We start from the raw sequence: 14676 nt of genomic DNA on the forward strand, positions 1-14676 counted from the left end.
TTCCCCGCAACGGTGGCGTCGATGGTGATGTCCGTCGGGTCCAGCAGCCAGGTCCCGGCCTGCCCATCCGCATGCCGCGCGGACGCGCTGAAGCTCGCCGCCGGGTCGAGATCGACCTCCGCGGCGGAGGTCTCGATGAAGCCGCCGTCGCCGCCGTTGACGCCGCCGCGGGCGCTGAAGCTGCCGCCGATGTCGGCGCGGTCTTTGGCCAGCGCCCAGATGCTGCCGCCGTCGCCGCTGTCGGTGGCGTCCGCGGTCAGCATCGCGCCGGGCGCGATGACCAACTCGTCGGTGACGCGCCCGCCGTCGCGGCCGTCGCCGCCGACGCGGATGCTGCCGCCGCCGGCGGGGCCGGAGGCGTCGAGGCGCGCGCTGCTTTCCACCAGAACATTGCGCCCACGCACGTCGATGCTGCCGCCGCGGCTGCCGGCGCCCCTTGCAGATGGGGCGCCGGAGGTGTCGAGGCTGCCGGCCACGCGCACGCGCCCGTTGTCGCCACCGTCCAGGACGATGGCACCTTGGCTGTCGGTGAAGCTGTGCGCCTGCACGCGGCCGGCGACGTTGACCACGTCTTCGATGACGCCGGCGGCGGCATCGGCGGTGATGAGCACACTGCCGCCGTCCACCAGGATCTCGCCGGTGTTCTCGGCCAGGGCGTGGACGCCGTCGGGGCGGCGCTCGACCTTGCCGGTGATGTCGAACTCGATCAGGCCGTCGCCGTAGACGTCGAGCGAGAAGGTCTCGGCGCCGCCGACGACGACATCGGACATGCTGCCCTCGATGACGCCGTCGTTGCGCGCGTGCGGCGCCACCAGCGCGCCGAGGCCGCGCTCGCCGAGCGAGATGCGGCCCTGGTTGATGACCTTGGCGTTGGGATTGCTGCTGGGACGATCGAAGTTGTAGCGGCCTTCCATGAAGGCGTCGTCGTCGATGTCCGTGGTGGTGGCGAGAAAGCCGTGCGCATTGACCTTGCCGGTGGGGCCGACCATGACGCCGTTCTGGTTCACCAGCCAGACGTTGCCGTTGGCCTTGAGCTCGCCGTCGATGCGCGAGCTGTCTGGGCCGACGACGCGGTTCAGGGCGATGGCGCTCTTGTCCGGCTGCTTGAATTCCGTGACCTCGCCGCCCTCGATGCTGAAGCCGTTCCAGTTGACCACGGTCTTGCCGCTGTGCTGCTGCACGGTGACGCGGCCGGGGCCGGTGGCGATGTCGGCGCTGCCGCGCACGACGACGCCGCCGTGCGGATTGGCGAGGGCACCGCGGCCGAGTGCGAGCATCAGCGTTGCAACCGCCGCTGCACCGACAAAGCGCGGGGCAGGTCCGAACAGGGGTCCAAGCGTGGCCGCGGACGGTGCCGTGGAAGCGTTCTTGCGCACCATCGTTCCTCCTCGATCTGTGGCTTAGAAGCGCGCGATGGCGCGCAGCAGTAACTGGGTGTCCTTGGTGCCGTCGGCACGCTGGCTCGGCAGGGTGAGCGGCTGGGCGAGCTGAAGCTCCAGCGACAGGTCATGCGCGAACCAGGTGCGCACGCCCGCACCGGCGGATGCGAGCGAGGCGCTCGCCGACGGCAGCAAGTTGTTGGCTTTCTGCTGCACCCAACCGAAGTCGTAGAAGGCGAACAACTGCCAGCGCTGCAGCCAGTCCTGACGCGATGGCTGCGTGTACTGGAGCTCGGTGGTAACGCCGACGCCGTCGTCGCCGCTCAGCTCTTTCGGGTTGTAGCCGCGGCCGAAGTCGATGCCGCCGACGTCGAATTCCTCGTCGGAGAGCACGGGCTCGAAGGCGTACTGCGCCGAGCTGATGAGATAGAGCGCCCAGTTGCCGATGATCTGCTGCAAGCGCGAGCCGGTGAATTGCACCGTGGTGAAGCTGCCGTCGGCATCGAAGCGCGAGGCGAGCGCGTCATTCGCCGGCGTGGCGCCGAAGGCGGCGAGCCCCTGGCGCATACCCAGCGAGAGATAGCTGGAGCCGCGCCAGCGGTCGCGGAAGTCGAAGGACAGCGAGGCGTTCAGCACCCGCAGGTTGTCCTCGACAAAGGGCACGTCCTTGAACACCTTGGTATTGCTGTCGATGTAGTCGAAACCGACGTCGACGAACAGGTTGCGCGCGCGGGCGCGGATGATGGGGTGCACCGCCTTCACGGACACCAGCAGCTTCTTGGACTCGTAGGCGAACTGCTCGATGATGCCGCCCGGGTTGGAGTCGCCGTAGGAGACGAAGCCCGTCAGGTAGGTACCGAGGCTGCCGACGCGCACCGAGCCGTTCACCATGCCGACCTTCTGGTTCGTGGCGTTGCTCCCGGGGCCCTGGGCCGGGTCGCTCACCAGGCCGGTGACACCGATCTCCTCGCCGAGGCTGGTGAAGCCGTGCATCGCACCAAGCGCGGCGAGTTCCCACTCGCCGGTGAAGCTACTGCCGATGTTGTCCAGGATCGCCATGCCCTCGAAGCGGCGGCGGCTGGCGACCACGACTAGGCGGGACGCACCGATGGCGTCGTTGGCGGGCTGCAGGATGCCCTTGACGTCGATGCCGGGGATGTCCTTGGCGAGCAGCAGCGCCCGTTCCAGCGTGGCGAGCTTGAGCGGGCGCTGGTCGGCGACCTTCGCCAGATAGCGGCGCACCAGCTTCTCGGCGGGGCCGATGTCGCCCTGGATCTCGACCTCGCTGATGTAGCCCTCCAGCACGTCGAAGCGCAGGCGGCCATCGACGATGCGCTGCGGCGGCACCAGCACGCGCGCCAGGAACCAGCCGTCCTCGCGGTAGCGGCGCTGGATCTCGGCGGCCATGTCGTAGACGTCGGCCAGGCTCACGACGCTGCCGTAGCGGCGCCCGAGCGTGGCCTGAAGCGCGTCCAGCGGGTAGGCGGTGACGCCGTCGAGGTCGATGTAGTTGAGCTCGAAACGCACCTGCTCCGCGCCGGCGGGGGCGATGGACTCGAAGCCGAACGGCACCGCCGGCAGGGGCTCCGGCAACTCCGGCCGATTGCCCGTGATGTTGCTCAGCCGGACGTCCGGCTCACCGGAGCGCGGCAGCCCAGCGGCGTCGATCCGGGCGCGCACATCGGCTGGCAGCGAGGCCGCCGCACCGCCCGGTTGCGCCATGGCGGGCGGCGAAGCGACGAGGACGGCCGCGAGCAGCGCGATGCATCCCACCCCCGTGAGCATCCGCATGAGGCGGGACAGAGAGCGCGTGTGACGCGATGCAGTAGAGAGAGCAGGGAAACGACGGAAGGTTCTGGAAACAGGCAAGATGCCTCCTTGGCCCGGCAGGGTCATGCTCCGTGGGCACGGCTCGGCGGTAATGACGAAGACAGGCACCGCGCCGCGGCGCTGCCGCCGGGGGCAGCGCCGCGATCATGGGCCGGTGAGTGGGTTTCGGACGGAGCCCGGGAGCACATTGGCTCGCTTTCCCGGGATCGGTAGGCTCAGGACGCGCTGGTCGGCGATGCCCCCTCGTCCGCGGGTGCGGCCGCGCCGGCATCGGGTGCGGGGGCCGCTGCGGGATTAGGCGTGGGCCGAACCGGTTCTGGCGCCGCGGCGGGCGTCGGGCCGGTCTCGATGATGGTGCTCTCCACTTCCATCGTGTCCTCGGCCGGCGTGTCGGCGCTGGTCGCGACGGCGCCCGCCGCGGCTTCGGCCGCAGTCTCGGGGGCGGAGAAGGTCACGCGCCGGTTGATGGCGGCGGCAGGCCGGCTCGGGTCGTAGGGCCTCGACTCGCCGTAGCCGCGGACCGGCAGCCGCGCCGGGTCGATGCCGTGCTTGGCGACCAGGTAGTCGCGCACGGCCTCGGCGCGCCGCAGCGAGAGCTCCTGATTGAACTGCTCGTCGCCGGAGGCATCGGTGTGGCCCTCGACGACGAAGGCCCAGTCGCGCAGTTCGTCCGAGGTAAGCGCTTCACCGAGCCTATCCAGCAGCGGGATGGCCTCGCGCCGCAGCTCGGCACTGCCTAGGGCGAACTGGATGCGGAAGGAGGCCGGCCCCTCGTCGAGGTCACCCGCGGACGCTGGCAGCGGCGTCGCGGCGACGGTGGCTGCTGCGGCGGCGCTTTGCACGGAGCGTGCCGCCGAGCCGGAGCGGCTGCCGCCGTGGCCGGCCGCGGCGCGCTGGTGGCTCGGTGCGCTCACCTGTGGTGCCGATCTGCGGCTGATGGAGCGGGTGCCCTGCAGCGCCCGCTTGATCTGCGCCGCACTGGCGTTGCGGTCCAGGTACGACTGAGCCGTGGCGTCAGTGCTCGCGAGCCCGGCTATCGTGAGCAGTCCGGTCGCGAACAGCAGCGAAACTCGGTTCATTGTGCGCCCTCCATGAGATATCCGATCGGATCGGCCGCGCCCGTAAGCCCGCGGTCGCCGCACCGTCCGCTCTTGTTTGGGTGCATATAGTATGAACACATCAGGTGAACTCTGACACACAATTATTTATCGTTTCCGCCAAGCGGAAGTTTGATGCACTATTCAGATATCAGCCAAACCCCCTTATCGTCATAGGCGTCTGACTTGTTGACAGCAAACATGTATTAAGATCCGCGCGGGCTTTCCGTTCCCGGGGCAGCCGCGCGAAGCCGCGCCCGGCCAGCCGCTGGTCACGGCCGCACCGGTGCGCCGGCTGCCGCGCGCCGACCCTCCTCCCAGGTCCCGACCGCCGTACATCGAATGGACACGCGCAACTCCGCTCCCTCCCTGCCGGCCGGCACCAAGCTGTTCGGCTACGAGGTCGTCGAAAAGCTCGGCTCCGGCGCCTTCGGCATCGTCTACCGCGCCACCCTGCTGGAGATCGGCGGCACCGTTGCCATCAAGGAGTTCCTGCCCGCCCAGCTCGCGCGCAGGCGCCCCGATGGCTGCGTCGAGCCGCTGCCCGACCAGGTGGACGCGTTTCAATGGTCGCGCGAGCAGTTCCGCAAGGAGGCGCGCACCCTGCGGGCGCTGGCGGACCCGGAGCCGCACCCGAACATCATCAAGGTGGAACTGGTGTTCGAGGCCAACGACACCGTCTACTTCTCGATGCGCTGGGAAGAAGGCCGCCCGCTGGACGAGGTCCTGACGCCCGCGGAGCGCTGGCCGGAGGCGAAGCTGCGCACGCTCCTGCTCGCCCTGCTCGACGGCCTGCGGCGCGTGCACGAGGCGCAGGTCCTGCACCGCGACATCAAGCCCAACAACCTGCTGGTGCGCCCGGACGGCTCGCCGGTGCTGATCGATTTCGGTGCGGCACGCCGGGTGGTGGGCGACGCCACCCAGTCGCGGTTCATCGTGCAGACGCCCGGCTTCGCCCCGCCCGAACAGGCCTGGGGAGAATACGGACCCTGGACGGACATCTACAGCCTGGCCGCAGCGCTGTTCTACGTACTGACAGGCGAGCAGCCGGTCGCCTTCACGGAGCAGCGGCGCTTCCTCGCCAAGGACCTGGCGGGCATCTATAGCGCGAGCTTCCTCTGCGCGCTGGATGCAGCACTGGAGCCGGACCACCGCCGGCGCCCGCAGAGCGTCGCCGAGTGGCGGCGCCTGTTCGAGCCGGAAAGGGACACGCTCGCGACCGTCGTCATGCCCCGCCCGCAACCCGCCGCGAGCACGGCCGACACCGTCGCCGCGCCGGCACCGAGCCGCGAGGAACGACTCGCCGCCAGCCAGGCGCAAGCGCACCCGGGCGCCGAGCCCGATCGAGCAGCGACAGCGCCGCCCGCCGCCGCGCGGCCACCGCGCGGTCGCGGGCTGGCCATCACCATCGGCGCGCTGCTTGCCACGGCGGCCGTCGCGGTGGGGGTCTGGCTGTGGCAGCCTTGGGTGACGGAAACCGGACCGGACATCGATCAATCGACCGGGGACGAACCGCTCCGCCAGCCCACCGCCGGGGCCAAAGCTGAGCCGAAGACCGAGCCGGTTGTTGCGCGGACGCAGGCACCCGCCGGCGACAACGCTGCAACGACTCCGGTCGCGACACCAACAGCGACACCGCCGCGACCGACATCGACGCCGCCCGCATCACCAACCACCACGGCGCCCCTTCCGCCAGCACAGCAGTCGGTGTCGGCGTCGGCGTCGGAGCCACCGCCACCGCCGAAGCCCGAAACCGCCGCGGAACCGCTCCGCCCCGAGGCACCCAAGGCGCCGCCCGCATTGCCGCCGGCGAGCCCCAGCGTCCGCGCCGCGGCGGCATCCCTGGACTGCGCCCGCATCAAGCTGACCGAAGTCGGCGAGCGCAGCTTCAAGATGTCCGGCTACGTGGGCGGTCCGGCGACCATGTCGGCGCTGCGCGACGCGCTCCGCCGTATCCCCTCGATCCGCGTGGACATCGGCGGCATCGAGGTCCTGTCGCCGCCGGTTTGCGCCACGCTGCACGCCATGCGGGCCTACAAGGACCCGAGCGCGCCCATCATCCGCACGAGCCATGCCAACGGCCGCTATGCGATCGGCGACGTCCTGTCGTTCTCTGTCCAGAACCACGACAGGCGCTCGGGCCGGCTGCACGTGTTCTATGTCAGCGCGGCGGGCGAGGTGATGGCCGTGCCGACGAGCTTCCGCAGGCTGCTGTACAAGGGGGAGTCGGTACGGGAGGAAGGCTTCGACGTCGGCGGCCCGGTGGGCGCCGACCTGCTCCTGGCGGTCTGGTGCCGCGGCGGCGTCGAGTTGCCGCAGTCGCTGGCGGAGGACAGCACCAGCAGCGACTTCTTGCCGCGGCTGCGGGCGGCGATGGACGCGTCCGGCGAATGCAACGCATCCTCCGCCGTCATCCACATCACGCGCTAGCGATAGCCCAACCCGACAATCAAGCGCGTACTCGCGCCCTTACTGGCACCCATCGTCGGGTTACGCTGCGCCATCCCAACCTCCCATAGAGGCTGCTCCCATAGCGGCTGCTCCGGGCGCGCCGGCGTGGGAGCGTCACTGCCTTTTGTGGCGCGACGACGGCTGGGGGCTGCCTGTCGCTTGGCAGTTGGTCAGGGCATCGTGTTGTGCCTGGCCGCCAGTCGCGGCACCGAGCGTCCCGCTCCCACAAGAGCTGCTACACCGACTACTCGCCTGGTCTCGAAGCGCACCCGGCCGTGTCGGCTGACCGGCATCAGCGCGCCTCGCGCAGCGCCTTAAGCCCGGCGGTGATGCCGAGCAGCGACGCCGGCACGCTGAGCCGGTTGCCGTCCAGGCGCTCGACGGACAGGGTCGCGTTCAGGCCGGCGCGTAACTGCCCGAGCAGGCGCTCCGGTACCGGAAAGATCGCGTAACACCCGTCGCTGCGACAGTGGTGGAAGGGCACCTTCTGCGGCGCACCGTCGTCGACAGCCAGCGCCAAGCCCTGCGGCAGCACCACATCGAGCGGGACCCGCACCGCGGCCATGAGCCTCTGCCCGGGGCCGGCGAACAGCAACGACAACCGCATCAGGGGCGATTTGCCACCCTCGACGAAGATGCGCTGCTCCAGTAGGCAGGTGCCGGCGGAAGGGCAGCGCAAGGCCCAGTCGCGGAACGCCTGCACCTCGGGCGCGTCCGTCGCAGGCAGCGCCGCCGCGGGCAGCAACCAGAGGCCGATGGCGAGCGCTACGGCATGGACCTCGAGAAAGACACGGCCGCGCCCGGCGCAACGCGTGCGCGCGACATGCATTGGCGCTGCGTTGGGAGATGTATCAACGGCCGCGGTCCGCGCAGCGGGCATTACAACTCGCGCTCCGGATCCAGCCCCCGCTCCCGCACACGCTGCAAGATCGCCTTGGCCCGCCCCATGGCCTCCACCATCGGCCGCAGTCCCCGCTCGGACCCGTCGGCGTTCGGGAACTCCAGCCATTCGCTCTCCGGCATCGCCTGGAAGCCCATACTCCAGTCCGGGCACTCTCGCGCCTCGACATGCTCCTCGGACACGAGCGTCACGTCCCGATGGCGCTTGTCCCGCCGGATCAGCTCATAGAGCTTGCGCACCTGCGCCTCGTCGCCCTCCAGGAGCTGGATGAAGCGGTCGCTGCTGTAGAGCAACAGACCCGTGATACCGAGCCGAGCATTGTTGCGACGGGAAACGGTGAGCAGATCCACCAGATCCTGCCGCTGCATCTCGGTGATGGCGGTGCTGGTGTAACAGAGCTGGAAGGTCATCAGTGCAGTTTCTCGTGCTGGAACCGAGCAGTTTCTCGTGCTGGAACCGATTCCGTCCGCGCCAATACGGGCGCTACTCCCCCGCCTGCCCGCGCGTGTTGAACGACACCCGCCAGTGCGCCTCGTCGCCCAGCAGCGGAATGGCCGTCAGCTCCAGGGTGCCGACCTCGGATACCGATGCCTGGAGGCGCACCGGCACCACCTCGCCGCGCTTGCGCTTTTCGGCGGGCAGGTTGGTCTGGATCTCTTCCAGCTCTTCGAGCTCGTCCTCGGCCCATTCCTCCAGCAGGTCGCCGACTTGGTCGTCGTGGCGCACGCTGGAGCCGAAGAACCGAAAGCGCACCGGCTCGCCCACGACGAGGCCAAACTCCTGCGGCGCCGACACGGGCTCCGAGCCCTCCTCCAGTCCGAAGGGCACGACACATAGCGCATGCAGCTCGGGCTCCATGCCGGGGATGGCGGGCATGCTCCGCTCGACGCCGACGTAGTAGGAGTGCGACGTGCCGCCGCGGATGCGCACGCCACCATGCCTGCGCACGTAGGCGAAAAAGGCGGCGCCGCGGGCGACGGCGAGGTCCAGGTCATTGCTCTCCAGCAGCCGCGCCGGCGGGGCGTCTTCGGCGGCGAGCCATTGGTTGATGACCGTGAGCACCCGCTCGCGCAGCGCGCCGGCGTTGAACACACCGCCGTTGAAGAGCACCGCAGTGGGGTGCAGGAAGGTCGCCCAATGGGCATGCTCGACGAAGCCTTCCAGGTCCTCGGTGGCGCCGGCCTGCTTGCTGAGGAAGGCGGCCAGGTGGCGGGTGACGCCCGGGTCCTGCGCGAAAGGCAGGCCCATCTTGGTGATGGCACCACGCGCCCGCTGCGCCGGGTGGTCGGTAACCGCCACTTCCGGGAAGAAGCCGTCGATGAGGATGGCCGTCACCTCATCGCGGGTCAGCTCGGTGCGGATGCTGCCGCCGATGAGCTTGGCGCCGCGGCTCGGCACCACCACCGGCACGAGCTCCAGGCTCTCATCGGCCAGCAGCCGCTCCTTGGCGATCCGGCAGCCATGGGTGAGCGCCTGCAACTGCCAGCGGTCCAGCTCCACGCCCTGGGCCTTGAGCTTCTGCTTCACCAGGTGCGCCAGGGTCAGGTCCATGTTGTCGCCGCCGAGCAGGATGTGCTCGCCGACGGCGACGCGGGTCAGCTCCAGCGCGCCGTCCTGCTCGGTGACGGCGATGAGCGAGAAGTCGCTGGTGCCGCCGCCGACGTCCACCACCAGGATGATGTCGCCGACCTTGACCTCCTGGCGCCACTTGCCCTTGCTGTCATTGACCCAGCTGTACAGCGCCGCCTGCGGCTCCTCCAGCAGCACCAGGTTCTCGACGCCGATGGCTCGCGCGGCCTCGGCGGTGAGCTCGCGCGCGGCGGGGTCGAAGGAGGCCGGCACGGTGACTGTCACATCCTGCTCGCCCAGCGGGTCGAAACCGTGCAGGCCGTTCCAGGCCTCGCGCAGGTGGGTCAGGAAGGCGACGCTGGCGTCGAACGGCGACACCTGTGGGATCTCTGCCGGCACCTCCGGCGGCAGGATCGGCGCCTTACGGTCCACGTCCGGATGGCAGAGCCAGCTCTTGGCGCTGGAGACCAGCCGGATCGGCGTATTGGCGCCCTGCTTGCGGGCCAGCTCGCCGATCACCTGCCCGGGCGGCGCCGGCCAGGGCAGGCCGAGATCGGCGGGCCGGAGCTCGTCCGGGTGCGGCAGGTACAGAAAGGACGGCAGCATGGTGCGCTCTTCCACCGAGCCCGGGTCCACGAGCTGCGGGATGGGCATCAGCTTCTGCTCCACCTCCTCGCCCTCGCACTTGGCGACTTCCACATAGGACAGCGCCGAGTGCGTGGTGCCGAGGTCGATACCGATGGCGAAACGCGTGCTCACAGCTCCACCTCCGCCGGTGCCAGGATGGCCACGTCGCGACTGCCCGCGACCTTGGGCAGCCGCACCTCGGCGGCGCGCCAGCCGCGGTGCACCAGGGCACCGGTGAAGGGCGGCTCGCCGACCACGTTACCGATGGGCCGCACGGCGGACGCATCGAAGCCCCGCTCCAGCGTCACGCGGCTCCCCTCCGCCTCGCTGCGCACCGGTGCAATGCTGATGTAGTCCTTCAGCACCTGCTGGCAGCCATCGTGCACGACGCGCGCGGCAGCGCCGATCTCCTGGTCGGAGTAGCCGGTTATCTGCTCTTGCAGGAAGTCCACGAAGCGCCCTTCCTTCTGCAGCAGCCCGAGCAGCACCAGCGCGGAGTCGGGTGGCGCCTCTTGCAGCTTGGCCGCCGGCTGCGGCAGCGGCGGCGGCTTGGCGGCCGGCGCGCTGGGCCGATGTGCATGCACCGTGCTGGCGCCATCGACATAGAGATCCGTCAGCAGGTGCGCATAGTCGGCATCCGCCAGCGCCCGCACGAAGCTGTAGGTGGCGATGGGCAGTCGCTTCAATACGATCCAGGTCTTGGCCGCGGCGATGCGCAGCCAGCGCCAGGCGACGCGCAGCCCCACTTGCAGCGCGTGTTGCAAGGGCCGCAGGCGCTCCACGATGGATGGCTTCGTTTCAGTCATCAAGAAGATCCTCGGACAGGCAGCGGGGGACAGGCGGCGGGCAACCCCCGGGTTGCCCCTCGGAATGCAGCCGGACGCAACGGCACGCGCGGCCCAACTGCGGCGCCGCGCAACGGCGCAGTTTACATCGCCATGCCGTGAGGCTTCATCCGGTTTGCAGCAGCAGCCCGGCTCACGGCCACGCGTGACGGCAAAGGGGCCGATGCAGGGCCGGTGCGGACACCGTGTTCGGCGGCCGCTGGCATAATTGCCAGGATACGGAGCACCGGCAGTACCCTCAATGCACCATGGGCACGCAGTTCCCGACCGTCCCCCCAGATCCAGCACCGCAACCCTTCGAGCCCACGCCGACGGAGCGTGAGGAGATGATCGCGGTGGCCGCGTATTATCTCGCCGAGCGGCGCGCGTTCGCGCCCGGCGGCGAGGAGACCGACTGGCTGCAAGCCGAGCAGCAGATCGAGCGGCTGCTCGCCCACACCCGTGCCGCCGGGCTGGGACGTGAAGCGCTGGTGCGGATCGGCTTGCGCAACGCGCTGCGACTCTGGGCATAAAAATGTGGGCATGAACATCCGCGCAGGAGGAAGCATGGCCAATGCCACCATGGCAGCGGCCATCGCCGGCGCCATGATCGCCGCGGGCCCGCCGTTTGCGCTGGCCGCGCCAGCGGCGGACGAGCTGGCCACCGGCAAGATGCTCGTCGACGCCTGCGCCGGCTGCCACGGCACCGACGGCAACAGCGCAGGCCCCGCCATGCCGAGCATCGCGGCCATGGACCCGCTGGTGTTCGTGGACACCATGACCGCCTTCGCCCACGACGACACCTATTCAACCGTCATGGGCCGCGTCGCCCGCGGCTACACCCAGCGGGAATATCTGCTGATGGGCGAATACCTGCATGGCATCGCCTACAAGCCCGCCGCGCAGGCGCCCGACCAGACGCTAGTGCAAAAGGGCGCGAAGCTGCACGAGCGCTACTGCGAAAACTGCCACGAGGAAGGCGGCAAGCCGATAGTGGAGGACGAGGACTACTACATCCTCGCGGGCCAGTGGACGCCGTACCTGAAGTACGCCATGAGCGACTTCCGGGAGCACCGCCGCCACCTGCCCCGGAAGATGGGCCGCAAGCTCGACGACATGCTGGCCGCCGAGGGCGCGGGGAGTCTCAACGCGCTGTATGCCTTTTACGCGGCTTATGCGGACGCCGAGCGCGACAACGACAACGACAACGACAACGACAACGACAACGACAACGACAACGAGTCTGAATGAGACAAGCGCCGTGGATGAACAGCCCGTGGCCATGAACAGACGCGCCTTCATCAAGACCACCGGCGCCATCGCCGCGGCGGGTGCCCTCGGCGCGCCCGCGATCGTCCTGGGCGGCGGTAAGAGAGTGGTCGTGGTCGGCGGCGGCACCGGCGGCGCCACTGCGGCCAGGTACCTCAAGCTGGCGGATGACGGCCTCGACGTGACCCTCATCGAGCCGAACCGGCACTACTACACCTGCTACATGAGCAACGAGGTGCTAAGCGGCGAGCGCCAGCTCGACGACATTAAGCAGGGCTACGACCGCCTCGCGGCACGCGGCATCAAGGTGGTGCACGAGACGGCCACCGGCATCGACGCGGACAAGCAGGTCGTCAAGACCGCCTCGGGCGTCTATCCTTACGACCGCTGCGTCGTCTCGCCGGGAGTCTCGCTGCTGTACGACAAGATCGCCGGTTACAGCGAAGCGCTCGCGCGGCAGCTGCCGCATGCCTGGAAGGCCGGCGCGCAGACCAGACTCCTGCGCGGCCAGTTGGAAGCCATGCAAGACGGCGGTGTGGTCATCATCGCCACGCCGCCGAAGCCCTTCCGCTGCCCGCCGGGTCCCTACGAGCGCGCCAGCCAGATAGCCATGTACCTCAAGGCGGCCAAACCGCGCTCGAAGGTGCTGATCCTCGACAACAACCAAACCTTCGCCAAGCAGGCCCTCTTCATGCAGGGCTGGGAGCGGCTCTACGGCTTCGGCACGGGCAACAGCCTCATCGAGTGGCAGCCGGGGCCGGACGCGGCCGTGGTCGGCGTCGACCCCGTCGACATGACCGTCGAGACCAGCTTCGGCGACACGGTGAAGGGCGCCGTCATCAATCTGATCCCACCGCAGGCGGCCGGCAAGATCGCCTTGGACGCCGGGCTGGCAGACGCCAGCGGCTGGTGCCCGGTGGACAAGAAGACCTTCGAGTCGACCCGGGTCCCCGGCGTGCATGTCATCGGCGACGCCGCCATCGCCACGGCGATGCCCAAGTCCGCGTACGCCGCCAACAACCAGGCCAAGGTGGCCGCCGCGGCCATCGTCGCGCTGCTCAACGGCGAGGCGCCGGGCGTGCCGTCCTACATCAACACCTGCTACAGCATCATCGGCAAGGACTACGGCATCTCCGTCGCCGCCGTCTACCGGCTGAGCGCGGACGGCACCGAGATCGCCCCGGTGGCGGGGGCGGGCGGCCTGACCCCGCAGGACGCACCGGCGTTCGCCCTCGCCCGCGAGGTTCAGTACGCGTACAGCTGGTACAACAACATCGTGCACGACAGCTTCGGCTGATTGGCCTGGCGCAGCGCAATGACTTCAGGGTTTTGCCTGTCTCCGGCTCGGCGGACGCGGCATAATGCGCGCCGCAAAAAGAGCCAGTATCAAGCCGAGACTCCGCAGTCACCTGGAGAGAGCCCATGTCGCCGCGCACAGACGCAGATCCGCACCTTTGGAAGATCCTCTTCTGGCTTGTCTTCGCCATGCTGGTGGGCGCGCTCTTCATCTACAGCCACCACAACGACGTCCAGAAGCAGAAGCTCGCCACTGCGCAGGCGGGCCTGGCCGAGGCATCGGCGCGCCTCGCCGCCGTCGATACCGAGCTGAACCAGTCTACCAAGGCCGCCAAGAGTGCCGAGGAACAGATCGCAGAGCTCAAGGCCGAGCATGAGCAGGACATTGCGGACCTCAAGGCCGAGCATGACGCGGCGCTGGAAAAGCTCAAGTCGGAGCATGCCGCGGAGCTCGATAAGCTGAATGCCGAGCACGCCGACCTCGTCGCTTCCCTGAAACAGAAGCACGATAAGACCGTGACCGAGCTCCAGGGCCAGCTCACGCAGGCGCAACAGGCCGCGGAAGCGCATGCCCAGGAGCTCGCCGACCTGGGCGATACCAAGACCAAGCTCGCGCGGGAGCTGGAACAGCACAAGGCATCCGTCTCCGAGCTGAACGAGCGTCTGGTCGACGTGACGGAGCAAAACCAGGAGCTCCAGGCAAAGCTCGGCGCCGACAACAAGACCATTGCCGGCCTCAACTTCGAGCTCAACAGCGCCAACCAGTTGGAGGCGGCGCTGCGCGACAAGCTCGAACGCGGCGCCAAGCGCCAAGACCGCCTGCAAGTCCTGGCGGACAAGGAAGAGGCGGCGATCCTCGACCTGAAGAACAAGCTGGTGGATCTCACCGCGCAGCGCAAAGCCCTCGCCCAGCGCGCCGACGCCGCCGCCAAGGCCGCGGCCGGCGAGCCCACGCAATGGAAGGCGGAGTTGGAGAAGAGCCAGTCCCTCATCGCCGAGCTGCAAAGCGAGCTCGCCGCCGCGGTGCACGAGCGCCAGGCCGCGGAAGAGCAGCTCGGCAACGCCAAGGCGCCCGCGGATCCGCCATCGACCGAGCTGGAAGACGCCAAGGCGCTCATCGCCAAGCTCAAGGACGAGATCGCCACGCTCAAGCAGGGGCTCGCCGAGCGCGACGCGGCGCTGGCCGAGGCCAACAAGACCGCCGCGGCCGCCGCCGACAATGGCGGCGCGGCGCAGACCGCCGAGGTGTCGCGGCTCGAGTCCGAGCTACAGGCAGCCACCGAGGCCCGCGACGCCGCCGAGCAGGCCGCGTCCAGCGCCGCGGCGGCGCTCAAGCAGGAGCAGGCCGACTGCGCGAAGCTCGACGCCGAGCACCGCCAGCGCCTCGCCGAGGCGGAGCAGAGGATCACCGACGCCCAAACCGAGCTGGCCCG

The 14676-nt window shown here is 69.3% G+C and carries 12 protein-coding genes; 5 read left to right on the forward strand and 7 right to left on the reverse strand.

What is annotated here, in order from left to right:
• From LJE69_RS12510 to LJE69_RS12520, 3 genes are all read right to left on the reverse strand, one after another.
• Positions 1-1376: filamentous hemagglutinin N-terminal domain-containing protein (locus LJE69_RS12510; RefSeq protein ID WP_296925476.1), on the reverse strand; the 1376-nt coding region annotated here is incomplete at its 3' end.
• Between the two features lie 24 nt (positions 1377-1400).
• A complete protein-coding gene (locus LJE69_RS12515) occupies positions 1401-3170 on the reverse strand; it encodes a ShlB/FhaC/HecB family hemolysin secretion/activation protein (protein ID WP_296925478.1) in 1770 nt (589 codons plus the stop codon).
• A 254-nt stretch (positions 3171-3424) separates the two neighbouring features.
• Positions 3425-4288 carry an OmpA family protein gene (locus tag LJE69_RS12520; protein ID WP_296925479.1) on the reverse strand — a complete coding sequence of 288 codons (864 nt, stop codon included), beginning with the start codon at positions 4286-4288 and terminating at the stop codon, positions 3425-3427.
• A gap of 360 nt (positions 4289-4648) precedes the next feature.
• Between LJE69_RS12520 and LJE69_RS12525 the strand changes: the two genes are divergently transcribed.
• Entirely contained in the window at positions 4649-6736 is a 2088-nt protein-coding gene (locus LJE69_RS12525) for a serine/threonine protein kinase (protein ID WP_296925481.1), read from the forward strand.
• 313 nt (positions 6737-7049) lie between these two features.
• On the opposite strand, the gene LJE69_RS12530 is transcribed toward LJE69_RS12525, so the two are convergent.
• The 4 genes from LJE69_RS12530 to LJE69_RS12545 all read right to left on the reverse strand — a co-directional run bounded on the left by LJE69_RS12530 (position 7050) and on the right by LJE69_RS12545 (position 10660).
• Positions 7050-7586 carry an invasion associated locus B family protein gene (locus tag LJE69_RS12530; RefSeq protein ID WP_296925483.1) on the reverse strand — a complete coding sequence of 179 codons (537 nt, stop codon included), beginning with the start codon at positions 7584-7586 and terminating at the stop codon, positions 7050-7052.
• Positions 7587-7636: 50 nt separating this feature from the next.
• Positions 7637-8068 carry a BLUF domain-containing protein gene (locus LJE69_RS12535; protein WP_296925485.1) on the reverse strand — a complete coding sequence of 144 codons (432 nt, stop codon included), beginning with the start codon at positions 8066-8068 and terminating at the stop codon, positions 7637-7639.
• A 73-nt stretch (positions 8069-8141) separates the two neighbouring features.
• The gene (locus LJE69_RS12540) at positions 8142-9986 is read right to left on the reverse strand and encodes an Hsp70 family protein (protein ID WP_296925487.1); all 1845 of its coding nucleotides are present in this window, start codon (positions 9984-9986) and stop codon (positions 8142-8144) included.
• Positions 9983-10660, reverse strand: coding sequence for a DUF2760 domain-containing protein (locus LJE69_RS12545; RefSeq protein WP_296925489.1), 678 nt, complete (start codon positions 10658-10660; stop codon positions 9983-9985). The genes LJE69_RS12540 and LJE69_RS12545 overlap by 4 nt, the downstream gene beginning before the upstream one ends.
• 287 nt (positions 10661-10947) lie before the next feature.
• On the opposite strand from LJE69_RS12545, the gene LJE69_RS12550 reads away from it, so the two are divergent.
• From LJE69_RS12550 to LJE69_RS12565, 4 genes are all read left to right on the forward strand, one after another.
• Positions 10948-11211: a DUF2934 domain-containing protein gene (locus tag LJE69_RS12550; RefSeq protein ID WP_296925491.1), complete on the forward strand. Its 264-nt coding sequence runs from the start codon at positions 10948-10950 to the stop codon at positions 11209-11211.
• A 34-nt stretch (positions 11212-11245) separates the two neighbouring features.
• Complete coding sequence (locus tag LJE69_RS12555; protein WP_296925494.1) at positions 11246-11929, forward strand: c-type cytochrome; 684 nt, start codon at positions 11246-11248, stop codon at positions 11927-11929.
• A 10-nt stretch (positions 11930-11939) separates the two neighbouring features.
• Positions 11940-13244 carry an FCSD flavin-binding domain-containing protein gene (locus LJE69_RS12560; RefSeq protein WP_367114674.1) on the forward strand — a complete coding sequence of 435 codons (1305 nt, stop codon included), beginning with the start codon at positions 11940-11942 and terminating at the stop codon, positions 13242-13244.
• A 125-nt stretch (positions 13245-13369) separates the two neighbouring features.
• Positions 13370-14676, forward strand: a 1307-nt coding sequence (locus LJE69_RS12565; protein WP_296925496.1) for a hypothetical protein, incomplete at its 3' end; no start/stop codon positions are given.

The organism is Thiohalocapsa sp. (assembly GCF_022340605.1).
Lineage (GTDB): Bacteria > Pseudomonadota > Gammaproteobacteria > Chromatiales > Chromatiaceae > Thiohalocapsa.

Bases quoted from the DNA above. Each gene is read 5' to 3' on its own strand.
- LJE69_RS12515 (WP_296925478.1), bottom strand. From the start codon at position 3,170: ATGCGGATGCTCACGGGGGTGGGATGCATCGCGCTGCTCGCGGCCGTC.
- LJE69_RS12520 (WP_296925479.1), bottom strand. From the start codon at position 4,288: ATGAACCGAGTTTCGCTGCTGTTCGCGACCGGACTGCTCACGATAGCC.
- LJE69_RS12525 (WP_296925481.1), top strand. From the start codon at position 4,649: ATGGACACGCGCAACTCCGCTCCCTCCCTGCCGGCCGGCACCAAGCTG.
- LJE69_RS12530 (WP_296925483.1), bottom strand. From the start codon at position 7,586: ATGCATGTCGCGCGCACGCGTTGCGCCGGGCGCGGCCGTGTCTTTCTC.
- LJE69_RS12535 (WP_296925485.1), bottom strand. From the start codon at position 8,068: ATGACCTTCCAGCTCTGTTACACCAGCACCGCCATCACCGAGATGCAG.
- LJE69_RS12545 (WP_296925489.1), bottom strand. From the start codon at position 10,660: ATGACTGAAACGAAGCCATCCATCGTGGAGCGCCTGCGGCCCTTGCAA.
- LJE69_RS12550 (WP_296925491.1), top strand. From the start codon at position 10,948: ATGGGCACGCAGTTCCCGACCGTCCCCCCAGATCCAGCACCGCAACCC.
- LJE69_RS12555 (WP_296925494.1), top strand. From the start codon at position 11,246: ATGGCCAATGCCACCATGGCAGCGGCCATCGCCGGCGCCATGATCGCC.